The following is a 23,372-nucleotide window of genomic DNA, read 5'->3' as shown; positions in this document are numbered from 1 at the left end:
CCGGATTCGGAACCGGACGACAGCATGAATTCGCGCGTATCGTGGAGTGTTGAAGGCATCGATCCATCCGTGCGGGAGCGCGCCGAGGCTGCCGCTCGCCGTGCCGGCATGTCGCTGAGCGACTGGCTCAATTCCACCATCGGCGATCCCGCCCCGCCCAACTTCCGCGCCAGGCCTGATCACGCGGCGGATCGTTCGGCCGATCGCTTGCCGGATCAACGCCCTGCCATGCCGGCCCAGGAAACCCAGGACGTCGCCGACATTCATCAACGGCTGGATTCGATCACCCGCCAGATCGAACGGATTTCGCGTCCGCTGCCTCCCGTTGACGCTCCCCGCGGCGACATGCTGCGCAACGATGCACCACGCAGCGATGCGGCGCGTCATGATCCCGGCGTGGCCCGCCAGCTCAACGACGCGATTTCGCGGCTGGATGCGCGGCTGTCGCAGATCTCGAGCGCCGCACCGGCGCGGCAACCTCAACATGACGACAGGCAGCGCCAGGCCGAGATGGTCGAGCGCGCGGCCGCCCAAGTCTACACCGCACAAGCCTATCGCCCGTCACCGCCGCTTAGCCCGGCCTCGTTCGACAGCGCGATTGCTGAAATCTCGGCGCGCCAGCACGAACTCGATGGCCCGCCGCCGCGTCCGGTGCCGCCGCGCTATGCGCCGCCGACCGCGCCATCGATGCCGGCGGCGCCCGCGATGCCGATCACGCCCTCCATGCCGGCGGGGCCGGATTTCTCGTCGCTGGAACGCCATCTGGTCAAGATCACCAGCCAGATCGAGGCGCTGCAGCGTCCCGACCATATCGAGCAATCGGTCAAGGCGTTCCGGAGCGAGCTCGCCGAAATTCGCAACGTCATCACCGAAGCGATGCCGCGCCGGGCGATCGAATCGATCGAGAATGAAATCCGCTCGCTGTCGCGCCGTATCGACGACACCCGCCAGAGCGGCACCGATGGCCAGGCCTTGGCCGGCATCGAACGCGCGTTAAGCGAAATTCGCCAGGCGTTGCGCTCGCTCACTCCCGCCGAACAATTGGCGGGTTATGACGAGGCGATCCGCAATCTCGGCGCCAAGCTCGACATGATCCTGCGCGCCAGCGACGATCCTTCCACGATCCATCAGCTCGAAGGCGCCATCACCGCGCTGCGCTCCATCGTTTCCAACGTCGCGTCCAACGACGCGCTGGCGCGGCTCAGCGAAGACGTGCGGATGCTGTCGTCCAAGGTCGATCTGATGACCCGTTCGGACGGCCAAAGCGATACCTTCGCGGTCCTCGAGCAGCGTATTGCCGCGCTGACCTCGTCGCTGGAAAGCCGCGAACAGCGCGCGGCGCCGGCCCACAATACCGAACAGCTCGAAAGCGCGCTGCGCACATTGTCCGATCGCATCGACCGGCTGCCGGTCGGCAACGACAACGCTTCGGCTTTCGCGCATCTCGAACAGCGCGTCTCCTATTTGCTGGAACGCCTCGAGGCCTCCAGCGAGAACCGTGGCGGCAATCTCGGACGGGTCGAGGACGGCCTGCAGGATATTCTGCGTCATCTCGAAACCCAGCATGCGAGCTTTGCGGCGCTGAGCGAAAACAGCCGAGGCGGCGCTGCTGCGCCTGCCGACAGCGGCATCGTCGATCTCGTCAAGCGCGAATTGTCCGACATTCGTTTCAGCCAGTCGGAAGCCGGCCGCCATACCCAGGATTCGCTCGAAGCCGTTCACAATACGCTCGGCCATGTGGTCGATCGTCTCGCCATGATCGAAGGCGATCTGCGCGCGGTACGCAGCCAGCCGGTCGCGCCGCAGCCGGAACCCCCGCTCGCGCCTGCCTACGCGCCGCCGCAGCCGGCTGCCGCAACTCGCGTCGCGATGGCGCCGCAACCCAAACCTGAATTGCCGAATCCCGTCGCCGCACCGGAACAGTTCGCCGCGGCGCCGCGGGAATTTCATGCCGCATCGGCGCCGGCGCCGCAAATTGCCGCCGCTGCAGCAGCGCCGAAAGCCATCAGCGAAATTCTGGTGCCGACGCAGCCGCGCGTCGCGATCGAGCCCGATCTGCCGCCCGACCATCCGCTTGAGCCGGGCACCCGGCCGAGCGCACGCGTGGCTTCGCCGACCGAACGCATCGCCGCTTCCGAAAGCGCCATCAGCGGAATTCCGGCAAGCCCGAGCGCGCCGGTCAGCACCTCGAGTTTCATTGCCGCCGCGCGCCGCGCGGCTCAGGCCGCCGCCGCCGCACAGCCCGACGCCAAGGGCGGCCGCGGTTCGGCCAAGCAACCCGCCAACGGCCAGGCCAAGGAAGCCTCGACCATCACCTCCAAGATTCGCTCGCTGCTGGTGGGCGCGAGCGTGGTGGTGATCGTGCTCGGCACCTTCAAGATGGCGATGAATCTGCTCGACAGCAGCAGCGCACTGCAGCCCGCAACGGAAAGTGCGAGCGAGCCGCCGCCCGCGGTTCAACCGCCTGTCGGCGACGCACCCAAGCCCGCGCCCGCGATGCCTTCGATGACCTCGCCGACTCCGATCGGACGGCAGTCTCTGAACAACAACGCCGCGCCCGATGCTCCCGACGGCATTGCCTCGGTCGCGATCCCGCAAACCAATAGCGACGTCACCGGCACGCTTCCGTCCAGGCCAATCGCGCCAAGCAACAGCAAGCTCACCCTGGTCGCAATTCCCGCCGCCGAACGGCTGCCCGACGCGATCGGTGGACCGGTCCTGCGCACGGCGGCCCTCAAGGGCGACCCGACAGCGGCATATGAGATCGGCGTGCGTTACGCCGAAGGCAAAGGCGTGACCGCGAATTACGATGAAGCCGCGAAATGGTATGACCGCGCGGCGCAGGCCGGCGTGGTGCCGGCGGTCTTCCGGCTCGGAACCCTCTACGAAAAGGGCCTGAGCGTGAAGAAGGACATCGACACCGCACGGCGCTATTACATGCAGGCCGCCGAGCGCGGCAACGCCAAGGCGATGCATAATCTGGCCGTGCTCGACGCTGATGGCGACGGCAAGGGCGCCAACTACAAGAACGCGGCACAGTGGTTCCGCAAGGCCGCCGATCGCGGCGTCGCGGACAGCCAGTTTAATCTCGGCATCCTCTATGCCCGCGGCATCGGCGTCGAACAGAACCTCGCCGAATCCTTCAAATGGTTCAGTCTGGCCGCAGCGCAGGGCGATGCGGATTCCGGGCGCAAGCGCGACGATATCGCCAAGCGGCTCGATGCCCAGTCGCTGGCGGCGGCCAAGCTGGCGATCCAGACCTTCACGCCGGAACCCCAGCCTGACGACGCCATCAATGTAGCGACCCCCGCTGGCGGGTGGGACTCTGCGCCCGCACAGGCGCAGAACGGAGCCGCAAAACCCGCCGCCAAGCCGGCCGCGCCTAAGCGCACCGCCGCTGCGCATTGACGCCACAGCACCGCCTTCGGGCGTTGCGGCATATTCCCGACAACGAAGCAGGTATAGATAGACTCGGTTGTTATTGCCGGAGGGATCACCGTGTCTGTCGATGATGGCCGGGACGAAGCAAGCCGCTTCCGAACCTCGCCGACCGGACCCGCGGTCGCGGCCCCGCGCGCGCAGGCTGAGCCGGTCAAGCAGCCTCCGGCGAGCTGCCGCCTGCCCACCGGCAGTACGCGGCGACTCGGATCGACGCTGATCTTTATTCTTTTGGTCGCGGGCCTTGGCATCCGCGCCTACCGGGACCTGTCGCGGCCGGAGGCCTGGGCCTACTGGAAGGACCAGTATGTCTCGCCAAGCCTGACCGCCTCGCCGATCGCCAAAGCCGATCTCGACGATTCCGGCCGCGCCCGGCCCGGACTGGCCATCACCGGCAAGATCGGCCCCGCCGCCGCGAGCTGGTTCCGCGACCGGCTGGACGAAGCCCATCTGGTGGCCGGCGATGTCGTCCTGCTGTCCTCGCCGGGCGGCGATGTGAATCAGGCGATCATCATGGGCGAGACCATTCGATCGCGCGGGCTGGTCACGGCTGTCGGCATCGCCGATGCCCCCGGCCATATCAAGCCGTCTTACTGCGCCAGTGCCTGCGTCCTTGTTTTTGCCGGCGGCACGACCCGCTATGGCATCGAGGGCTCGGCGCTGGGCGTCCACCGCTTTGTGACGACCTCGCCCGGCAGCGATCCCGTCGCCGAAACCCAGCGCACCGCAGGGATCGTACTGAGCTATATGACCAGGATGGGTGTTGCCTCCTCCGTCGTGGAAGCGATGTCGGCCACCCGTGATGTCCGCTGGCTCGGCGCCAGGGAGGCTGCGACAATGAACCTCATCACCAACATCGTGACCGATTCCGTCGCCAAACATTGAGCCTGTTTGAAGCTCCTTGCGGCCGTTAATCTGAATCATTCACCACATCGGAAATTGTGTGGCCGCCAGCGGCAAAAAACCGGCCTCCCATGGATTCTTTAGTCCCTCCGATGAACGATTTCGGCTATGCAGGGGCCCGGCATTTGATCCGCATTCCAGGAAACCACGCCATGAGCGGTTTCGGCCAGCCTCAGGGCTAACTCCGAAGCGACGCGCGTGCAGCTTTATCTTCCGATCGCCGATATCCCGGTCAATGTTTTCCTCATCCTGGCGATGGGCGCGGCGGTTGGTTTCGTATCCGGCATGTTCGGTATCGGCGGCGGCTTCCTGATGACGCCGCTGTTGATCTTCATCGGCATCGCGCCCGCGGTCGCGGTCGCCTCGGTCGCCAGCCACATCGCAGCCTCGTCGTTTTCCGGCGCGATATCCTATTGGCGCCGCCGCGCCATCGATCCCGCGCTCGCTTTGGTGCTGTTGAGCGGCGGCGTCATCGGCACCGCGCTGGGCGTGTGGACCTTCACGCTGCTGCGCTCGCTCGGCCAGCTCGACCTGATGATTGCGCTGTCTTACGTCGTGCTGCTCACGACCGTGGGCGGATTGATGTTCTGGGAGGGCTTGCGCGCGATCCTGCGGGTGCGGCGCGGTGTCGCGATTCCCTTGCGCCGCTCGGGCAGCCATGGCTGGATCCACGGGCTGCCGCTGAAGGTGCGCTTCAAGCGCTCCAAGATCTATTTGTCGGTCATTCCCGTGGTCGCAGTCGGTCTGATTATCGGCTTCATCGGCGCCGTGATGGGGATCGGCGGCGGCTTCATCCTGATCCCGATCATGATCTATCTGCTGCGGGTGCCGACCTCGACCGTGATCGGCACCTCGATGGTGCTGACGCTGGTCACCATGGTGTTCGCCACTTTGCTGCATGCTGTCACCAATCATCTGGTCGACGCCGTGCTGGCGCTGATCCTGATGATCGGTGGCGTGACCGGCGCGCAGTTCGGCGCACGCGCCGGCCAGAAGATTCGCGGCGAACATCTGCGGCTGCTGCTCGGACTCCTGATTCTCGCGGTCGGCATCCGCTTTGCGGTCGAACTGGTGATCCGTCCCGACGATCTCTTCACCATCCGGGAAGCCGGAGGTGCGGGATGAGCGAAATCCGCTTCCGCACGATGATCGGCATGATGCTGGCGCTCGGCGTTCTCTCCGCCGCCACACCTACACGCGCGGAACGGCTGATCGTGTCGGTCTCCAACCATCGCGTAACGGTGACGCCGAATTATTCCGGCGAAGAGCTCGTGCTGTTCGGCTCGGTCGAAAAGGACGCCAATACGCCTTCGACCCGCACCGCTTACGATCTCGTCGTGACCGTCAGCGGCCCCCGCGCCGACATGGTGACGCGGCGCAAGGAGCGCAAATTCGGCATCTGGATCAACACCGACTACCGCGAATTCCTCAAAGTGCCGAGCTATCTCGCGCTGTTCTCCAATCGTCCGTTCGACGCGATCGCCTCGCCCGAGGTCGAGCGGCGCCAACAGCTCGGACTCAACAATGTGCTGCTGATGCAGCGCGTCGGACCTGACTATGCCGACGTAGTGCCGAACGATCCGTTCCGAAGCGCCTTCGTGCGGCTGCGCTCCGAACATGGTCTTTATCGCGAGGAAACCTCGGCGGTGACGTTCCTGACGCCGACGTTGTTTCGCACCGGCATTCCGCTCCCGGCCGAGGTGCCGATCGGCACATACGACGTCGAGATCAAGCTGTTTTCCGATGGCCAATTGGTGACACGGACGGAAACTGCATTCGACATCGTCAAGGTCGGCTTCGAACAGTTCGTCGCGACCTCCGCGCGCCAGAACGGCCTGGTCTATGGCCTCGTCACCGCCTTCATGGCGCTGATGACCGGCTGGATGGCGTCGATTGTGTTTCGAAAGGATTGAAGTCGCCTCCTCAGCCTGCGGTCTGTACACGCGGTGTCTCGGTCGCCGCGGCCGGGCGCGTCACCAGATAGATGCCGAGCGCGACCGGAATGATTCCCATCAGATCCCGGCTCTCGACATGCTCGCCCAGCACCATCCATGCGAACAGCATGCCGAGCGGCGGCATCAGGAAGTGATAGGCGCTGGCCGCGGTCGCGCCGCACACTTTCAAGAGATGAAACCACAACAGATAAGCCAGGATCGATCCGCCCAGCGTCAGGAATGCGAAGGCTCCGAGCAGCCGCATGCTCGGCACGATCGCGCCGACATCGGCCAGCGTGAACGCGAACGGGATCAGCACGAGTCCCGCGACGAGATTCTGCACGCCATTGCCGATCCACAGGCTGCCCTTTGGCGCCAGCACCTTGAACAGGATGGTGCCGGCCACGATCGACGCCAGTGATGCCAGCGTGAACAGAATGCCGTGCAGGCTGTCGGTACCGACCGACATGCGGTGCCAGACAATGAAGCCGACGCCGATGATGCCGAGCAGCAGCCCCGCCACTTTGCGCCAGGTGAGTGGCTCGCCGAGAAACAGCGCGGCGAAAACGGCCGTGAAGACCGGATTGGCGCTGACAATCAGCGCGCCAAGGCCGGCGGAGACGGTCTGCAATCCGGTATAGCCGAGGCCGAGATAGAGCGCGTTGTTGGCGATGCCGATAATCGCGAACACGAGCGTGTCGCGCCACGACAACGACCAGCCCTCGCGGCGAAATGCCGAGATGCCGAGGATCAGGACGCCGGCCAGCGAAAACCGCGCCGCGAGCAGAATCAGCGGCGGGCAATCGGTGACGCCGATCTTTCCTGCGACAAAGGCAAAACTCCAGAGCAGGCAGAACAGGCCGATATAAAGCGGCAGCGGATTAAAACCGGCGCGGGGAACCGCGATGGAGGGTGCGGACGACATGGCAATTTCTCCTTGCGGCTCCGATATAGGCCCGCGCCTTGATATTTGGAAATTAAATGATAAACTTGGCATCAGTGGATAAATGAATAGTTCCGGGTCCCCGAGGTACTCCCATGCTCGATCTCGAACTGCTGCGCAGTTTCGTCTCGGTAGTCGATTCCGGCGGCTTCACCCGCGCCAGTGAACGGGTCCACCGCACCCAGTCCACCGTCAGCCAGCAGATCAAGCGGCTGGAAGACGATGTCGGCCAGCCGTTGCTTAATCGAACCGGCAAGGACGTGACGCCGACCGAAGCCGGCGAGCAGTTGTTGCCCTATGCGCGGCGGCTGCTGTCGCTCGCGGAGGAAGCCCGCGACGTGATGGCGCGGCCCGGCACCGAGGGCGCGGTCAGGCTCGGCGTTCCCGAAGATTTTGCGGCCTACCGGCTGGCGAAATTGCTGGCGGCGTTCTCGCGCTCGCATCCGACCTTGCGGCTCGATGTCCGCGCCGACCAAAGCGCCTATCTCAAGCGTGACCTCGAATGCGGCGATCTCGATCTGGCGCTGTTCAAGCGCAACGCCGGCGAAAAGGGCGGCATCGCGGTGTGGCCGGAACGCGTACATTGGGTCACCAGCAAAAGCCATCCGCGCCATGCCACTACCGGCACGGTGCCGTTGATCGGTTTTCCCACCGGCTGTCTGTATCGGGCCGGCGCGATTCACGCGCTCGAAAGCGCCGGGCGGACCTGGTACATGGCCTATACCAGTTCCAACCTCTCCGGCATCCAGGCCGCGGTCGCCGCCGGCATGGGCCTGAGCATCCTCTCTGAAATGGCGATTCAGTCCGATCATCGCGTGCTGACTGCCAAGGACGGCTTCAAGCCAATCGACCGCACCGAAGTCGCGCTGGTGGCCTCCCCCGACGCCAGCGCCGCAACGCTGCGGCTTGCCGATCGTCTCGCGGAATTCTGCAACACTGTGCAGGCCAAGGCGGCGTAGGGTTGGATCTTCGTCATTGCGAGCGCAGCGAAGCAATCCATCTCGCCGGGTAAAGAAAGAGTGGATTGCTTCGTCGCTTCGCTCCTCGCAATGACGGATACCTCTTTCAACGTCGTCCCTGCGCACGCAAGGGACCCACACGCCGCGGCCTGTCGTTGGAGGACGCTGTTCGACGGCTTCTGCACAACACAACGTCCTGTGGTTATGGGTCCCCCTGCGTTCGCAGGGACGACAGTGGGGACACACATCCGCGTTCCCGCGGCGCGATGCGCCCGAAGTTTTGGTGGAAATTCTCGCTCCCTCCAAACAGAGGGCGCAGGGAAAGCCGGATGTCCGATGCACCCGCAGCCGCGCGTGTAGTGTGGTGGTAGCACGCGCGTTAGTCACCACGAGTTCACCGGAAACATCCGGCTTTCCCCGCGCAATGGTTTTAACGGTCTATTTCGCGCTCTCCCCGGTGACCGGGCTCTCTTGCCACCGTCATCAGCGGATAACTCCGCCAACTTGACACCAGCGTCGGGGTGTCAGGACCACACGACTTCACCGTCCGCGTCAGCATCGTTCGTCTGCACACTTTCGTGCGCCAACGCTGCCGCGTCCACTGCATCCCGCACCCAACGTCCGTGACGACCGCGAAACGCCCCTCTTGTGGGAACGGGATGGCGTTGGATATAGATTGATTCGCGATTTCTGAAAATCGGAATATTTTATGAGAAGGACTGGACAGACCACCCGGCGCCATGCGCACTGATTTGCCCGTCGGGTAGACGAAAGCCAAAAGGGGAGAGGTGAAGAACAAGGGCGAGGTTTAAGAAAGCTCAGTAGCAGCGCGTCGCAGCAATCATGTGCAACTTCGCATCACCCAGCACATGCGCCACAAAACCCGGCGTCTTGAAAATCTTCGCAAACGCCGCGTCGCGAATGCTGAGGCCGCCGGTGTAGGCGCCGAAGGCCGGCATCACGGCGCGCTCGCCGTCGCAGGCAAAACAGCGCCGCTCCATCGAGCGGCCGCGCGTGCTCACCCGTGCCTTGGGATGCAGATGTCCGGCGATCTCGCCTGCTGCACCGGTCGGCTCATGGCGGAACGCGATTCCGCCGATCGCAACTTCGCTGGCGACGACGCCGCCGAGATCGGACGGCAATGCCGGATCGTGATTGCCGGATATCCAGATCCAGTCGCGCCGAACTTGTATGGCCGCGATCGCGTCGCGGTCCGGCGCCGACAGCCGGTCATGGGCCGTGCGATCATGGAAACTGTCGCCCAGCGCGATCACGGTGCGCGGATCGTGCCGCGCGATCACGGCCGCGAGCCGGCTCAGCGTGGCGACCGTATCGTAAGGCGGCAACAGCACGCCGCGGGTCGCAAAACTGGAGCCCTTTTCCAGATGCAGGTCGGAGACGACCAGCAGGCGTTCGTCTTCCCAGAACAGCGCACCGGAGAGGTCGGCGACCAGCGTCACATCGACGACATCGAGCGTCGCGATGCGAGCGGTTGATTTCTCTTTATGCAGGGATTGCGCGCGGGCCGTCACGATTTATCCAGTCGCCTCTTTAACCAGTTCTTCCGCCGCTTCCGCCAGCAATTCGTCGGAGGCTTCGCCATAGACCGCTTCGCGGCCGATTTCCAGCATCACCGGCACCGCGAGCGGCGAAACCCGGTCGAGTTCCCGAAAGGTGATTCGCCCCTTGATCCGCGAGAGCATATCACCAAGCCGGCGCAAATCGAGCAACCCGGTCGCGGCATCGGCCCGCGCGGCGCGCAGCAAAACGTGATCCGGCTGGTGCTTGCGCAGCACGTCGTAGACCAGATCGGTCGAAAACAAGACCTGGCGGCGGCTTTTTTCCTCGCCGCTGAAGCGCTGCGCGATCAGGCCCGAGATGATCGCGCAGGTACGAAAAGTGCGTTTCATCAGCGCGGATTCTGCCAGCCACGCTTCGAGATCGTCGCCCAGCATGTCCGCGTCGAACAGCGCGTTGAGATCGAGCCTGCCCTGACGGATCATCGCGGAGATATCGCCGAGCCCCCAGATCGCCAGCGCATATTCATTGGCGACGAAACCCAAAGGCCGGGCGCGGGCGCGCTCGAGCCTGCGCGTCAGCAGCATGCCGAGCGTCTGGTGCGCCAGCCGGCCCTCAAAGGGATAGCAGACGAGATAATGCTTGTTGGCGCGCGGAAAGGTTTCGACCACCATTTCGCGCACGCCGGGCACGCGCGACAGATGCGCCTGTAGCGACAACCATTCGCGTACCTGATCCGGCAGCACGCTCCAGGCGCGCTTGTCGGCGAGCAGCTTGCGCACGCGTTCGGCGAGATAGGTCGAAAGCGGAAACTTGCCGCCCATATAGGACGGCACTTTGGCGTCAGCGTCGTTGGCGCGGGACACATAGACCTGATCTTCGGCCAGCGCCTCGTAGCGCACCACCTCGCCGCCGAACACAAAGGTGTCGCCGACGACAAGGCCTTCGATAAAATATTCCTCGATCTCGCCGAGCATCCGGCCACCGCGGCCCAGCGCGCCGGTCGAGCCCGACCCGCCGCCGCGCGAGCGCACCAGCCGCACTTTCAGCATCGATTCCTCGACGATGGTGCCGACATTGAGACGATAGCTTTGCCGTACCCGCGGATTGGTCACGCGCCAGCGGCCGGTCTTGTCCTGCTTGATGCGCGCGAAGCGCTCATAGGTTTTCAGCGCATAGCCGCCGGTGGCGACGAAATCGACCACATCGTCGAAATCGGTGCGGGTCAAGCCCGAATAGGGCGCCGATGTCAGGACTTCGCGATAGAGCTCATCGGACAGAAACGGTTCGCCGCAGGCGCATCCGAGCACATGCTGCGCCAGCACATCGAGCGCACCGATGCGCAGCGGCGGGGTATCCTGCGCGTTTTCGTTGACCGCGTCGATCGCCACCGCGCATTCCAGCACCTCGAAGCGATTGGCCGGCACCAGCACCGCGCGCGAGGCTTCATCGATGCGGTGATTGGCGCGGCCGATCCGCTGCATCAGCCTAGAGGCGCCCTTGGGCGCGCCGACATTGATCACAAGATCGACATCGCCCCAGTCGACGCCGAGATCGAGCGACGAGGTGCAAACCACGCCGCGCAATTTTCCCGCCGCCATCGCGTCCTCGACCTTGCGGCGCTGCGCGACATCGAGCGAACCGTGATGCAGCGCGATCGCAAGCCCGTCATCGTTCATGCGCCACAGATCCTGAAACAGCATCTCGGCCTGGCTGCGGGTGTTGACGAACACCAGCGTGGTCTTGTTGCGCTTGATCAGCTCATAGATTTCGCCAAGCGCATGGCGCGCGCTGTGACCGGCCCATGGCAGCCTTTCGCGCGTATCCAGCATTTCGACCACCGGCGGCGCGGCGCCGCCGGCAATCACGATATCGGCCGCTTCAACATTGCCGTCGCGCTGCGGCACCAGAAACCGCGCCAGCGATTCCGGCTCGGCCACCGTCGCCGACAGCCCGATCGCCCTGACTTGCGGCGCCAGCCGCCACAGCCGCGCCAGGCCGAGCGCCAAGAGATCACCGCGCTTGGAGGTCACCAGCGCATGCAACTCGTCAAGCACGATGCGCTTGAGCGAGCCGAACAGAAACGGCGCGTCGTCGGACGACAACAGCAATGCCAATTGTTCGGGCGTGGTGAGCAGAATATCCGGCGGATAGCGCCGCTGCCGCTGCCGCCGCGATACGGGTGTGTCGCCGGTGCGGGTCTCGACCTTGATCGGCAGATTCATCTGCGCGATCGGCGTCTCCAGATTGCGCGCGATATCGACTGCGAGCGCTTTCAATGGCGAGATGTAGAGCGTGTGCAGGCCCCGGCTGCGCTGGACAATCTTCTCCCCTCCCCCCGCGCGCGAAGCGCGTGGCGGGGAGGGGTCGGGGGTGGGGGGTGTTTCGGCGGATTCGGTATCAACATTAGCAACAGAGCGAGCCGAGAGCCCCCCCACCCCCGACCCCTCCCCGCCGCTTCGCGGAGGGAGGGGAGAAGAAGGAGCGCGCGCAACCCCGCTCAACTCCACCAGCGTCGGCAGAAAACCCGCCAGCGTTTTGCCCGCACCCGTCGGCGCGATCAGCAACGCGGAGCGGTCGTGGCGGGTTTTCTCGAGCAGCGCCAGTTGATGCTCGCGCGGCGACCATCCGCGGCTTTCGAACCAGCGCAGAAAGATTTCGGGCAACAAGGAAGGCGCGGGATTTTTGGGGTCGGCACTGCTCACGGCAACAGGTTAAGCCCGTCCGGCCGCGCGGGTCGAGCATTTAAAACCGGGATGTTCCCATCAGAACTTTTCCGCCACCACGACCAGGCCGGGCACCGGCGCATAATCCTCATTGCGGGCCGACAGGGCGTCGAAATGCGTCAGCTTCAGGCCGGCGGCATCGATCGAGGCCCGCACATAGAGCGCGCCATGCGCGTAGCGTAACCCCTCGCCCAAGATCACGCCGTCGCCGCCATGGGTTTCGGCCGTGAACGCCAGCAGGCCGCCGGTTACCAAGACACGCTTCGCCTCGCGCAGCACCGGCGCGAGATCCGACACATAGACCATCGCATCCGCGGCCAGAATGAGATCGGCGCTGCCGTCGGGCTTGCCGGCGAGACCCTGCACCATGTCGGCGACTTCAAGTTCCGCGTAGAAGCCCGTCGCGCGCGCCTTCTCGATCATGCGCGGCGACAGATCGATCCCGGTGAAGTGATCGACCTCATTGGCGAACGCGGTCGCCGCCAGACCGGTACCGCAGCCGAGATCGATGGCACGCTTGAAGAAGGCCGGCTTGCGGATCGCGGCGCGAACCGCCAGCACCGCCTTGAACAACAGCGCCGGACCGCGATAGCCGAGATCGCCCACCAAAGACGCCTCGAATCGCGGCGCATATTGATCGAACAGCGCCTGGACATAGGCCGCCGGCATGTCAGACAATGGTGCGGCCCCAAGCAGCATCAGCCGTAAAGTCGCGCCGTGGCGGTCTTCGGCGTCCGACACCTGCGCCTTGCGAAAGGCATCAATGGCCGCCTCGCGCTCGCCGAGCCTTTCGCGAATTTCGCCCAAAGTGAACCAGGCCGAGGCAAAGCCGGGCGCCAGTTCCGTCGCCTGCAACAGGAGATCGGCGGCGGCGACAAGGTCGCCCTTGAGCTGCAGATCCCGGGCGAAATCGAACCGGCGGTCCGCCATCAGGTCGCCGGAAGAGAGAAACAATCGCACGGGCATGTTTGAGGTGGATTCCGGGTTCGCAACAGACTCGAATGAGGCGTTTGCCGGACTATATAACCGACATGCGCCCGCAAGACATCCTGATGCCGGTCCCCGCCGGATTGTGCTGCAAGCCCGGCGGCTTTCATATCGATCCGGTGCGGCCGGTCGAGCGGGCCGTGATCACCCACGGCCATTCCGACCATGCCCGGCCCGGCCACGGCGCGGTGCTGGCCACGCAAGAAACGCTCGACATGATGCGGTTGCGCTACGGCGACAATTTTGCCCGCAGCACGCAAGCGATCGCCTATGGCGAGCAGATCAAACTCGGCGACGTCACCGTCAAATTTCATCCGGCGGGGCACGTGCTGGGCTCGGCGCAGATTGCCGTGTCCTGCAAGGACACCTGCATCGTCGCGTCCGGCGACTACAAGGACGCAGCCGATCCGACCTGCGCGCCGTTCGAGGTGGTGCCGTGCGATGTCTTCATCACCGAGGCCACGTTCGGCCTGCCGGTGTTTCGCCATGGCCCCGCGGAAGACCAGATCAGGAAGCTACTGGAATCCGTCGCGCTGTTTCCGGAGCGCGCGCATCTGGTCGGGGCTTACTCGCTCGGCAAGACGCAGCGCGTGATTGCGCTGATTCGCGCCGCCGGTTACGACGCGCCGATTTATCTGCATGGCGCGATGGAAAAGATCACAAGCTATTACCAGAGCCGCGGCGTGGAGCTCGGCGAATTGCGCGCGGTCAAGGGCGTGAAGAAGGCCGATCTCGCCGGCACCATCACGCTGGCGCCGCCTTCGGCCACATCAGACATCTGGACGCGGCGATTTCCCGATCCGGTCACCGCGTTTGCGTCGGGCTGGATGCGGGTGCGCGCCCGCGCACGCCAGCGTGGCGTCGAATTGCCGCTGGTGATTTCCGATCACGCCGATTGGGACGGCCTGACCGCGACGATTGACGCGACCGGCGCCGGTGAAATCTGGGTCACGCACGGTCAGGAAGACGCACTGGTGCATTGGTGCCAGACACGCGGCCTCATGGCGCGGCCGCTCGATCTCGTGGGCTATGGCGACGAGGACGAAGGCGACGCGCCCGTGAGCGAGGACGCCGAGGCATGAACCGATTTGCCGAACTGCTCGACCGCCTCGCCTACGAGCCCGGCCGCAACAACAAGCTGCGGCTGATCACGCGCTATTTTCGCGAGATCGAAGACCCCGATCGCGGCTACGCGCTCGCGGCTCTGACCGGGGCTCTATCGTTCAAGCACGCCAAGGCGGGACTGATTCGGGACCTGATCGCTGAACGCACCGATCCAGTGCTGTTCGCGCTGTCGTATGATTATGTCGGCGATCTCTCGGAAACGGTCGCGCTGATGTGGCCGAAATCTTCCCCCCTCCCCCCGCGCAGCGGCGGAGAGGGGTCGGGGGTGGGGGGTAGCGCGGCATCTTCGGAAGCAGCGTTTTCCGCTGATACACCCCCCACCCCCGACCCCTCCCCGCCACGCGCGTTGCGCGTGGAGGGAGGGGAGAAACACGCTGCGCAACAAACTCGCAAAAAATCCAACAAAGCCACGCCCGCGACTCTCTCGGTCCCCTCTCCCCTTGTGGGAGAGGGCCAGGGAGAGGGGTACAGCGGGCGCAGTGTTGATGGTGTCGCACATCACCTTCACAACAATCCCCCACCTCCTACCCTCACGGAAGTCGTCACCACACTCCGCACGCTCGGCAAGACCGAACTTCCCAAGCAACTCACGCGCTGGCTCGACGAACTCGACGAGACCGGCCGCTGGGCACTTCTAAAACTCGTCACCGGCGCGATGCGGATCGGGGTTTCGGCGCGGCTGGCCAAGACTGCCGCGGCCGAGCTTGGCGACAAGGACCCGCACGATATTGAATTGATGTGGCCGGGACTGACCGCGCCCTATCTTGATCTGTTCGCATGGCTGGAAGACCGAGCCGAAAAACCCGTCAATCTCGATCCGGCACCGTTCCGGCCTGTGATGCTGGCGCATGCGATCGAGGATGACGACTTCGCCCATCTCGATGCTTCGGCTTTCATTGCGGAATGGAAATGGGACGGCATCCGCGTTCAGGCCGTCAGCGGGCGCGACGAGCACGGCAACGTCGTGGCGCGGCTCTATTCGCGCAGCGGCGAGGACATCACCAAGAGCTTTCCGGATCTGCTGCCGTCATTGCACCTACCCGCTTCGCTCGACGGTGAGTTGCTGGTGCTGCGCGACGACCGGGTGCAGAGCTTTAATGTGCTGCAGCAACGCCTCAACCGCAAAATCGTCTCGCCCAAGCTGATCAAGGAATATCCGATTCACCTGCGCTCCTATGATCTGCTCAGCGAAGGCGATGAGGATTTGCGCGTGCTGCCTTTTGTCGAGCGGCGCACGCGGCTCAAGGCATTCATCGGCAAGCTGAATGATTCCAGGATCGATCTGTCACCAACCATTCCTTTCGGAAGTTGGGATGAATTGGCCGCCGCGCGGAAAGATCCTGCAAGTACCGGCGCGGGCGAAGACGCGGAGGCAGTCGAAGGCGTGATGCTCAAGCGTCGCGACGCGCCGTATCTGCCGGGGCGGCCCAAGGGCCAATGGTGGAAATGGAAGCACGATCCGCATCTGATCGACGCGGTGCTGATGTATGCGCAGCGCGGCCACGGCAAGCGCTCGTCCTATTATTCGGACTATACGTTCGGGGTTTGGACCTCGGGCGACGACGGCGAGCAATTGGTGCCGGTCGGCAAGGCCTATTTCGGCTTCACCGACGAGGAATTGCTGCAGATCGACCGCTTCGTGCGCCGCAACACCACCGAGAAATTCGGCCCGGTGCGGCATGTCGTTCATGAACCGGATCAGGGGCTGGTGCTGGAAGTTGCCTTCGAGGGCCTGCAACGCTCGCCCCGGCATAAATCCGGCGTCGCGATGCGGTTTCCACGCATCAACCGGCTGCGCTGGGACAAGCCGCCGCGCGAGGCCGACCGGCTGGAAACGCTGGAGCGGATGTTGAAAGACGTAGCGTTTTCAAGCGAGGTGGCTACCGGCTCGCGTGAAGAAAACGCGTCAAAATAAAGAAGTCCTGCCATTGCCGGCCATTGACGCCCACGAGCGGGTTCCCCATGTCCCCTGCTCTGTATTAGAATAGATAGCGAATCCGCGCGGGAGACCACGATGCCAAACGACACCAGGGAATTGCCGGCAAGCCATGACGGCCTCTCCCGTTTTCTCGGCGGCTCGCCGCTGGCGGTGGCGTTCCGGCTGATCCTGCTGTCTATACTGGTCGGCGTGGTGCTGGCGGCGATCGGCTTCGATCCCTGGAATATCGTCAACAGCATCCGGCTGTTGTTCCAGCGCATCTGGGATCTCGGCTTCGATGCCGTCAACGGATTGTGGCGCTACTTCCTGCTTGGCGCCGTGATCGTGATTCCGGTATGGCTGTTGTCGCGAATGTTCGGCGCGCCGCGCGGGCGATAAATCCCGCGCAGGCAAGGAAACCAGGCCGGAACATCGGGCCATAAAATCAGGCCAAGCTTGTTAGCCCCCACACCCAAAGTGACGACCGCGCAGGTTTTCGCCATCGCCGGACCGGCGATGGTCGCGAACCTGACGACGCCGCTGATCGGCATCGTCGCGACCATCGCGATCGGGCGGCTCGGCGATCCGACGCAGCTCGGCGGCGTGGCGGTCTCGTCGGTGATCTTCGATTGCTTGTTCTGGCTGTTCGCTTTCCTGCGCATGGGCACGATCGCCTTTACCGCGCAGGCGCTGGGCGCCGGCGAAACCCAGGAAATCAGCGCGTTGCTGCTGCGGGGTTTGGTGGTGGCCGGGCTAACCGGCGCAGTGCTGATCGCGCTGCAGATACCGCTCAGTGCTCTATTGATGGGCGCCATGGGCGGCAGCGAAGGCGTCACCCGTACCGCCAGGATCTACTTCAGCATTCGCATCTGGTCGGCGCCGCTGGCGTTCGCCAATTATGTCGTGCTCGGCTGGCTGATCGGACAAGCGCGCGCCCGGCTGGCGCTCGCGGTGCAGATCGCGATCAACCTCATCAATGTCGCGGCGACAGTCGTACTGGTGCTGGTCGCCCATGCCGGCATCGCGGGGGCGGCGATGGCCGCTGTCATCGCGGAAGCGGCCGGGCTGGCGCTCGGCGTTTTGATCGCATGGCGCCTGCTGCGCGGAAAGCCCGGCATTTCCCGCGCGACTTTGTTCGACCGCACCAAGCTGATGCGGATGGTGACCGTCAACCGCGACATCATGATCCGCACCGCGGCTCTGATCGCGGCATTTTTGTTTTTCACGGCGCAAGGCGCGCGTGCCGGCGACGTGATCCTCGCCGCCAACGCGGTGTTGAACAATTTCCTGATGATCAGCGCCTTCTTCCTCGACGGCCTCGCCAACGCCGCCGAACAACTCTGCGGTCGCGCCTATGGCGCGCGCGACCGCTCCGCGTTCTCCGGCGCGGTCCGGCTGGTGATGCTATGGGGATCCGGCTTTGCGCTTGTTGTCATCGCCGTATTCGTGCTGACCGGCCCGTCGCTGATCGACGCGATGACGACGAGCACGGACGTCCGGCAAGCGGCCCGCGACATGCTGTGGTTCGTCGCGCTATCGCCGATCCTCGCGGTGTTCGCCTTTGCCTATGACGGGATCTTCGTCGGCGCGACCTGGGCGCGCGACATGCGCAATCTGATGGTGCTGTCGCTGTTGATTTTCTTTGCGGCGTGGTTTTCGCTGAAATCGTTCGGCAATGCCGGGCTGTGGGGCGCCATGCTGGTATTCTATGCCGCGCGCGGCGGATTGCAGGCGCGGCGCTATCCGGCGCTGCTGCGCGCTTCGTTCCAGGAGTAGCCGCCGCGGGATTGGTTCCAGGAGAATCCAACCGATGCAATTGCGTTTTATCGGCTGCGGCGATGCGTTCGGGTCCGGCGGAAGATCCCACACCTGCTTTCATGTCACCGGCGCGCACGTCAATTTCCTGATCGATTGCGGCGCCTCGTCGCTGCCCGCGCTGAAACGGCGGGGCATCGCGTGCGAGGATATCGACCTCATTCTGATCACGCATTTCCACGGCGACCATTTCGGCGGCCTGCCGTTTCTGATGCTCGATGCGCAATTCGGCCGCCGGACCCGGCCGCTGACAATCGCCGGGCCGCAAGGAATCGAGATGCGGCTGGGGCAGGTGATGGAAGCGCTGTTCGAGCATTCGTCCAAAACCAGACCGCGCTTCGATCTGAAAATTGTCGCGCTCACCCCTGAGCAAAAATACACGTTCGGCGCGGTTGATGTCACGCCGTTCCCGGTGGTGCATGGCGAGTCCGGCGGCCCGTTCCTGGCCTACCGGATCGAAGCCGAGGACCGCGTCATCGCCTATAGTGCCGATACCGAATGGACCGAAGCGCTTGTCCCTGCCGGGCGCGATGCCGATCTGTTCATCGCCGAAGCCTACACCTTCGACAAAGTGGTGAAAAATCATCTCAGCCTGAAGACGCTCGAGGCGCATCTTGACGAGATCAAGCCGAAACGGCTGGTGCTGACCCATATGAGCGACGACATGCTGGGACGGCTGGATACGCTCGCCCACACAACGGCGAGCGACGGCATGGTGGTTGAGATTTAGCTCACCGGCCAATCCTCGGCGGTGATCGTCGCGGCATCGGCGCCGACGATTTCGGACAACGAGTCGCGTCCGGTGCGCAACAGCGTCGAGGACAGATCGTTCTTGATATCGTCGACCAGGCCAAGGCCCTTGTAGATCAGCGCGGAATAAAGCTGGATCAGGCTGGCGCCGGCGCGAATCTTGGTCAACGCGGCGCCGCCGCTGTCGATGCCACCAACGCCGATCAGGGGAAACGCGCCCTCGGCACGCACGTAAGTTTCCGCCACCATGCGCGTCGACAATCGAAATACCGGCCGTCCCGACAGGCCGCCGGACTCTTTGGCCCGGACTTGTTCGCGCAAGGTCGAAGGCCGCGACAACGTCGTATTGGTCACGATCATGCCATCGACGCGGCGCGAGCGCGCGATGTGCACGACATCGTCGAGTTCGGCCAGGCTCAGATCCGGCGCGATCTTCAGCAGCACCGGCGAGTCACCCGCGTTCTGGCGCACGCGCTCGCGCGCATCGATCACCCGCGCCAGGAGATCGTCGAGCGCCTCCGCCTGCTGCAGATTACGCAGGCCCGGCGTATTCGGCGACGACACGTTGACGGTGAAATAGCTCGCGACCGGCGCAAAGGTCTCGATCAGTCTCACATAGTCCGCGGTACGATCGGCGGAATCCTTGTTGGCGCCGACATTGACGCCGACGATGCCACCGAGATGCGCGCGCCCGGCCAGTCGCCGCAGCACGGCTTCGGAGCCGTCATTGTTGAAGCCGAGGCGATTGATCACGGCCTCGTCGCGCTCCAGCCGGAAAATCCGCGGCCGCGGATTGCCGGATTGCGGCCGCGGCGTCACCGTCCCTATTTCGACAAAGCCGAACCCTAGCTTCAGCAACGCGTCGGATACTTCCGCGTTCTTGTCGAAGCCGGCGGCCATCCCGATCGGATTGGGAAAATTCAGGCCAAAAGCCCGCACCGTCAATTTGTGATCGTCAGTCCGCGGCCGCACCGGCGGCAGCAGTTTCAACCCCTGGAGTGCGAGGCGATGCGCGTCCTCTGGATCGAACCAGCGCAGCAGCGGCAATGAGAAAGCATCGAAAGCGCGAATCACGGCGTCAGCTCCGGAATGTCATGATAGCCGTCGGAGCGCGCATGCATGCTGAGCACCGCGGTGACCATGCCGATATCGAGATCGCCATAGAGATGGGGGAACAATTCGTCGTTGCGCGACCGCTCCCAGCGCAGGGACGCGCCCAGCGCATCGGCATTCACCGCAATTAAAAACAGTCCGGTCTGGCCGAAAAAGTGTTTTTTGGCGGTCTCCGCCACCTGCGACGCAGTCGAAAAATGAATATAGCCGTCGCTGAGATCGACCGGGCTGCCGCGGAACACGCCCTGCCGTTCGGCCTCGCGCCAGGCCGAAGCGGGACAGATTTTATAGATCATGGGCACGCGTCCGGAGTCCTGCTTGTGGTCCGGATGGCCTGGGTTTTCCCCGGAACTGTTTGGTCTTCTATTTGGGCTCGGCAGATCATGCGGATCGACCGTATCGGCGGCATCGGCACACTTCAAGGGTTGCCTTGCGGCCCTTGCAAGGTCTTGCACCGGGCTGTGAAAATCGGTTTAGTCAGGGAATAATTCCTAGGTTTCGAGCCCAACCGCCGGATGGCCAGACATCCAAAATCACCGAAAATACTGACCCACGACCAGATATGGACCGCGCTGGATCGGCTGGCCGATCGCGCCGGGATGTCGGCTTCGGGACTGGCGAAAAAATCCGGTCTCGACCCCACCACCTTCAACAAATCCAAGCGCGTCACCGCCGACGGCCGCGAGCGGTGGCCATCGACCGAATCGGTCGCCAAAGCGCTCGCCGCAACCAACAGCTCGATCGACGGGTTCGTGCAGTTGATCGGCGATAACGCACGGACCGCGCAGACCGTGCCGTTGCTCGGTTTGGCGCAGGCGAAAGCGAACGGCGCGTTCGACGATGGCGGCTTTCCCGCCGGCAAGGGCTGGGAGGCGATGGCGCTGCCTTCGGTCGATGACGAGCATGCCTACGCACTGGAGATTTCCGGCGACGAGATGCGACCGGCCTACCGCGACGGCGACGTGATCCTGGTGTCGCCCGCAACCCCGATCCGGCGCGGCGATCGCGTGGTGGTCAAAACCAGAGATGGCGAGGTGATGGTCCGGGAGTTGAAACGCCGGACCGCGAAGGCGCTGGAACTGCAATCGCTGAATCCGGCTGAAGCCGATCGCACGCTGGCGGCGGCCGACGTCGAATGGATCGCGCGCATCGTGTGGGCGACGCAGTAGGAAATGCTGGATGTTCTAGACGACGTCTTGAGCGAAGCCCTTCAGATCGTGTTTTGCGGCACCGCCGTGGGTACGGTATCCGCCAAAGCCGGCGCGTATTACGCGCATCCGCAGAACAAGTTCTGGAAGATTCTTCACGAGACCCGGCTGACCCCGGAATTATTGCGGCCGGATCAGTACCGCGATCTTCTCAATTACCGGATCGGTCTCACCGATTTCGTGAAAACGCATTTTGGCATGGATCATCAGATCCCGCTGTCTAAACTCGCGGAGATGTCGCGGACGCGTTTGCGGGCCTCGATGCTGGCATTCCGGCCGAAGTTTCTGGCGTTTACCAGCAAGACCGGAGGACAGAAGTTTCTCGGCGGCGCAAGAGGGTATGGCGAGCAGGTCGAGCGAATTGGCGATACACGAATCTGGATATTGCCATCGACATCAGGCGCGGCGAACGGCGCCTGGCGGCCGGAGGTGTGGCACCGGTTCGCGGAAGTGGCGAGAGCGTGAACCTCTCCACGGGTCGTCCCGGCCTTGAGCCGGGACCATAGCCACCGGCGTTGATTGCGCGGGAGATATTAGCAGCAATGCCCAATCGATAGATCACGCGGTATGGGTCCCGGCTCAAGGCCGGGACGACGGCTGTGATTCGATCAGGCGCGCGCTCGCCGAAGCCGCAACACAGACGGCCGCGCCGATGACCATTGCAAAATCGAAAGCCGCAACCAAAGCGGCTCCCGAAACCGCCAGTACGGAGCCAAGCAGCGCCGTAGCGACGAGGCCACCCGTCCGGGCTGCCGCACTGTTGAACCCGGACGCCGATCCCGTGTGCCGAGAATCAACGGACACCAGAACGGCGGTCGTGAGCGGAGCGACCGCGATCGCCAGCCCAAGCGCCATGACCACCATCGCAGGCAGCACGTCCACCCAGAAGCTGTTGCCGGAGCCGATGCGCAATGCGAGAAGGAAGCCAATCGCGACAACGCCCGGTCCGATCGTCAGCAGCCGCCGAAGCCCGATCCTCGCGGCAAAGTGTCCAACGACCGGCGACGCGACGGCGACGACAAGAGGAAGCGGCAGCAGCGCGGCCCCAGCCTGCGTGGCGGAATAGCCAAGAGCCACAATGAGCACGTAAGGCACCAGGACGACCATGCCCCCGAGGGCACCGTACAACAGCACGGTGAACAATGTGAGGCCGACGAAGCTTGATGATCCAAACAGTGCGAGCGGCATCATCGCCTTGTCGCCGAACCGTTTCTCGGCCAGCACGAACAGCAACAGAAGCACGCAGCCGGCGGCGAAGGCGACGAGCGCGACGGTTGACCAGCCGCGCGACGAGCTTTCGGTGAGCGCCCATGTTGCAATTCCCAGACCTGCCGTCGCGAGCGTAGCGCCTATCCAGTCCAGGAAATTCTGGTCGCGGCGTTGGTCCGCCGGGACATACACCCGGGCTAGCGCGATGGCGGTCATCGCGATTGGAATATTAATGAGAAAAATGAGGCGCCAGCTTCCAATATCGATGAGCCAGCCGCCAAGTACCGGGCCGAAGGCCCCCGCGGCGGCGCCCGTCGCGGCCCAAATCCCGACGGCTCGCCCTTTTGCCTCGCCGGAGAAGGTCTGTCCGAGAATGGCCAGGCTGTTTGGCATCAGCATCGCCGCGCTCGCGCCCTGGAGAAAACGTGCGGCCAGCAGCCACCCGATCGTCGGCACCAATGCGCAACCGAGCGAAGCCAGCGCGAACAAACCGGTGCCCACAATGAGTAGCCGCCGCTGGCCATAGCGGTCGCCGGCAGCTCCCCCGAGCAGCAGCAGCGCACTGAGCGGCAACAGGTATGCGTTCACAACCCATTGAAGATGGTCGGCACCGACACCGAAGCCGGCCCCGATCGCAGGAAGCCCGACGTTCACGACAGACCCGTCGATGAATGCCAGGCTCGACGCCAGGATGGTTGTCGCGATGACGAGCGAGGGATGCGCCACGTCATCGACGTGCTGCGCCGATCTGACGGCATCAGCATCGCGGAGCCCATGTGGGGGCGTGGTCATGGTGAGCAAAGCAGTTGCAGCGCGATAACCCCTC

The 23,372-nt window shown here is 64.1% G+C and carries 19 protein-coding genes; 12 read left to right on the top strand and 7 right to left on the bottom strand.

Annotated features, from left to right (window positions below):
- Positions 1-24: 24 nt before the first annotated feature.
- The 4 genes from HB676_RS21305 to HB676_RS21290 all read left to right on the top strand — a co-directional run bounded on the left by HB676_RS21305 (position 25) and on the right by HB676_RS21290 (position 6,254).
- Positions 25-3,408: a tetratricopeptide repeat protein gene (locus HB676_RS21305; protein WP_213740120.1), complete on the top strand. Its 3,384-nt coding sequence runs from the start codon at positions 25-27 to the stop codon at positions 3,406-3,408.
- A 90-nt stretch (positions 3,409-3,498) separates the two neighbouring features.
- Positions 3,499-4,323, top strand: a complete 825-nt coding sequence (locus HB676_RS21300) for a hypothetical protein (protein ID WP_213740118.1) — start codon at positions 3,499-3,501, stop codon at positions 4,321-4,323.
- A 216-nt stretch (positions 4,324-4,539) separates the two neighbouring features.
- Positions 4,540-5,466 carry a TSUP family transporter gene (locus tag HB676_RS21295; protein WP_213740117.1) on the top strand — a complete coding sequence of 309 codons (927 nt, stop codon included), beginning with the start codon at positions 4,540-4,542 and terminating at the stop codon, positions 5,464-5,466.
- On the top strand, positions 5,463-6,254 hold the full coding sequence (locus HB676_RS21290) for a TIGR02186 family protein (RefSeq protein ID WP_213740116.1): 792 nt from the start codon (positions 5,463-5,465) through the stop codon (positions 6,252-6,254). Before HB676_RS21295 ends, HB676_RS21290 begins: the two co-directional genes overlap by 4 nt.
- 10 nt (positions 6,255-6,264) lie before the next feature.
- On the opposite strand, the gene HB676_RS21285 is transcribed toward HB676_RS21290, so the two are convergent.
- A complete protein-coding gene (locus HB676_RS21285) occupies positions 6,265-7,200 on the bottom strand; it encodes a DMT family transporter (RefSeq protein WP_213740115.1) in 936 nt (311 codons plus the stop codon).
- 113 nt (positions 7,201-7,313) lie between these two features.
- Here HB676_RS21285 and HB676_RS21280 point away from each other — a divergent pair, with 113 nt between their 5' ends.
- Entirely contained in the window at positions 7,314-8,177 is an 864-nt protein-coding gene (locus tag HB676_RS21280) for a LysR family transcriptional regulator (RefSeq protein WP_213740114.1), read from the top strand.
- A gap of 818 nt (positions 8,178-8,995) precedes the next feature.
- On the opposite strand, the gene pdeM is transcribed toward HB676_RS21280, so the two are convergent.
- Genes pdeM through HB676_RS21265 form a run of 3 tightly spaced genes read right to left on the bottom strand, consistent with a single transcriptional unit; the run spans position 8,996 to position 13,387 of the window.
- Positions 8,996-9,661 carry a ligase-associated DNA damage response endonuclease PdeM gene (pdeM, locus tag HB676_RS21275; protein ID WP_346347399.1) on the bottom strand — a complete coding sequence of 222 codons (666 nt, stop codon included), beginning with the start codon at positions 9,659-9,661 and terminating at the stop codon, positions 8,996-8,998.
- 51 nt (positions 9,662-9,712) lie between these two features.
- On the bottom strand, positions 9,713-12,400 hold the full coding sequence (locus HB676_RS21270; RefSeq protein ID WP_213740113.1) for a ligase-associated DNA damage response DEXH box helicase: 2,688 nt from the start codon (positions 12,398-12,400) through the stop codon (positions 9,713-9,715).
- A gap of 60 nt (positions 12,401-12,460) precedes the next feature.
- On the bottom strand, positions 12,461-13,387 hold the full coding sequence (locus tag HB676_RS21265) for a methyltransferase domain-containing protein (protein ID WP_213740112.1): 927 nt from the start codon (positions 13,385-13,387) through the stop codon (positions 12,461-12,463).
- A 65-nt stretch (positions 13,388-13,452) separates the two neighbouring features.
- Here HB676_RS21265 and HB676_RS21260 point away from each other — a divergent pair, with 65 nt between their 5' ends.
- The 5 genes from HB676_RS21260 (at position 13,453) to HB676_RS21240 (ending at position 18,996) form a co-directional block, all read left to right on the top strand.
- Complete coding sequence (locus HB676_RS21260; RefSeq protein ID WP_213740233.1) at positions 13,453-14,490, top strand: ligase-associated DNA damage response exonuclease; 1,038 nt, start codon at positions 13,453-13,455, stop codon at positions 14,488-14,490.
- The gene (locus HB676_RS21255) at positions 14,487-16,448 is read left to right on the top strand and encodes an ATP-dependent DNA ligase (RefSeq protein WP_213740110.1); all 1,962 of its coding nucleotides are present in this window, start codon (positions 14,487-14,489) and stop codon (positions 16,446-16,448) included. Before HB676_RS21260 ends, HB676_RS21255 begins: the two co-directional genes overlap by 4 nt.
- A gap of 99 nt (positions 16,449-16,547) precedes the next feature.
- Positions 16,548-16,850: a DUF6460 domain-containing protein gene (locus HB676_RS21250; protein ID WP_213740108.1), complete on the top strand. Its 303-nt coding sequence runs from the start codon at positions 16,548-16,550 to the stop codon at positions 16,848-16,850.
- A 57-nt stretch (positions 16,851-16,907) separates the two neighbouring features.
- Positions 16,908-18,227: an MATE family efflux transporter gene (locus HB676_RS21245; protein ID WP_249780374.1), complete on the top strand. Its 1,320-nt coding sequence runs from the start codon at positions 16,908-16,910 to the stop codon at positions 18,225-18,227.
- A gap of 34 nt (positions 18,228-18,261) precedes the next feature.
- Positions 18,262-18,996, top strand: coding sequence for an MBL fold metallo-hydrolase (locus HB676_RS21240; RefSeq protein WP_213740106.1), 735 nt, complete (start codon positions 18,262-18,264; stop codon positions 18,994-18,996).
- Here HB676_RS21240 and HB676_RS21235 read toward each other — a convergent pair.
- A complete protein-coding gene (locus HB676_RS21235) occupies positions 18,993-20,090 on the bottom strand; it encodes a quinone-dependent dihydroorotate dehydrogenase (protein ID WP_213740103.1) in 1,098 nt (365 codons plus the stop codon). The genes HB676_RS21240 and HB676_RS21235 overlap by 4 nt on opposite strands.
- On the bottom strand, positions 20,087-20,431 hold the full coding sequence (locus HB676_RS21230) for a DUF952 domain-containing protein (protein ID WP_213740102.1): 345 nt from the start codon (positions 20,429-20,431) through the stop codon (positions 20,087-20,089). The genes HB676_RS21235 and HB676_RS21230 overlap by 4 nt, the downstream gene beginning before the upstream one ends.
- A 213-nt stretch (positions 20,432-20,644) precedes the next feature.
- On the opposite strand from HB676_RS21230, the gene HB676_RS21225 reads away from it, so the two are divergent.
- On the top strand, positions 20,645-21,298 hold the full coding sequence (locus HB676_RS21225; RefSeq protein ID WP_213740100.1) for a helix-turn-helix transcriptional regulator: 654 nt from the start codon (positions 20,645-20,647) through the stop codon (positions 21,296-21,298).
- Between the two features lie 3 nt (positions 21,299-21,301).
- Positions 21,302-21,802, top strand: coding sequence for a mismatch-specific DNA-glycosylase (locus tag HB676_RS21220; protein ID WP_213740098.1), 501 nt, complete (start codon positions 21,302-21,304; stop codon positions 21,800-21,802).
- Positions 21,803-21,916: 114 nt separating this feature from the next.
- Here HB676_RS21220 and HB676_RS21215 read toward each other — a convergent pair whose 3' ends face one another.
- Entirely contained in the window at positions 21,917-23,338 is a 1,422-nt protein-coding gene (locus HB676_RS21215) for a DHA2 family efflux MFS transporter permease subunit (RefSeq protein ID WP_213740096.1), read from the bottom strand.
- Between the last annotated feature and the right edge of the window lie 34 nt (positions 23,339-23,372).

The sequence above is a fragment of the Bradyrhizobium sp. dw_411 genome, assembly GCF_018449695.1.
Lineage (GTDB): Bacteria > Pseudomonadota > Alphaproteobacteria > Rhizobiales > Xanthobacteraceae > Bradyrhizobium.
The sequence above is the reverse complement of the archived record's forward strand: the minus strand, read 5'-3'. Positions and strand labels throughout refer to the sequence as shown.

Bases quoted from the DNA above. Each gene is read 5' to 3' on its own strand.
- HB676_RS21305 (WP_213740120.1), top strand. From the start codon at position 25: ATGAATTCGCGCGTATCGTGGAGTGTTGAAGGCATCGATCCATCCGTG.
- HB676_RS21290 (WP_213740116.1), top strand. From the start codon at position 5,463: ATGAGCGAAATCCGCTTCCGCACGATGATCGGCATGATGCTGGCGCTC.
- HB676_RS21285 (WP_213740115.1), bottom strand. From the start codon at position 7,200: ATGTCGTCCGCACCCTCCATCGCGGTTCCCCGCGCCGGTTTTAATCCG.
- HB676_RS21280 (WP_213740114.1), top strand. From the start codon at position 7,314: ATGCTCGATCTCGAACTGCTGCGCAGTTTCGTCTCGGTAGTCGATTCC.
- HB676_RS21265 (WP_213740112.1), bottom strand. From the start codon at position 13,387: ATGCCCGTGCGATTGTTTCTCTCTTCCGGCGACCTGATGGCGGACCGC.
- HB676_RS21260 (WP_213740233.1), top strand. From the start codon at position 13,453: ATGCGCCCGCAAGACATCCTGATGCCGGTCCCCGCCGGATTGTGCTGC.
- HB676_RS21255 (WP_213740110.1), top strand. From the start codon at position 14,487: ATGAACCGATTTGCCGAACTGCTCGACCGCCTCGCCTACGAGCCCGGC.
- HB676_RS21250 (WP_213740108.1), top strand. From the start codon at position 16,548: ATGCCAAACGACACCAGGGAATTGCCGGCAAGCCATGACGGCCTCTCC.
- HB676_RS21240 (WP_213740106.1), top strand. From the start codon at position 18,262: ATGCAATTGCGTTTTATCGGCTGCGGCGATGCGTTCGGGTCCGGCGGA.
- HB676_RS21225 (WP_213740100.1), top strand. From the start codon at position 20,645: ATGGCCAGACATCCAAAATCACCGAAAATACTGACCCACGACCAGATA.
- HB676_RS21220 (WP_213740098.1), top strand. From the start codon at position 21,302: ATGCTGGATGTTCTAGACGACGTCTTGAGCGAAGCCCTTCAGATCGTG.
- HB676_RS21215 (WP_213740096.1), bottom strand. From the start codon at position 23,338: ATGACCACGCCCCCACATGGGCTCCGCGATGCTGATGCCGTCAGATCG.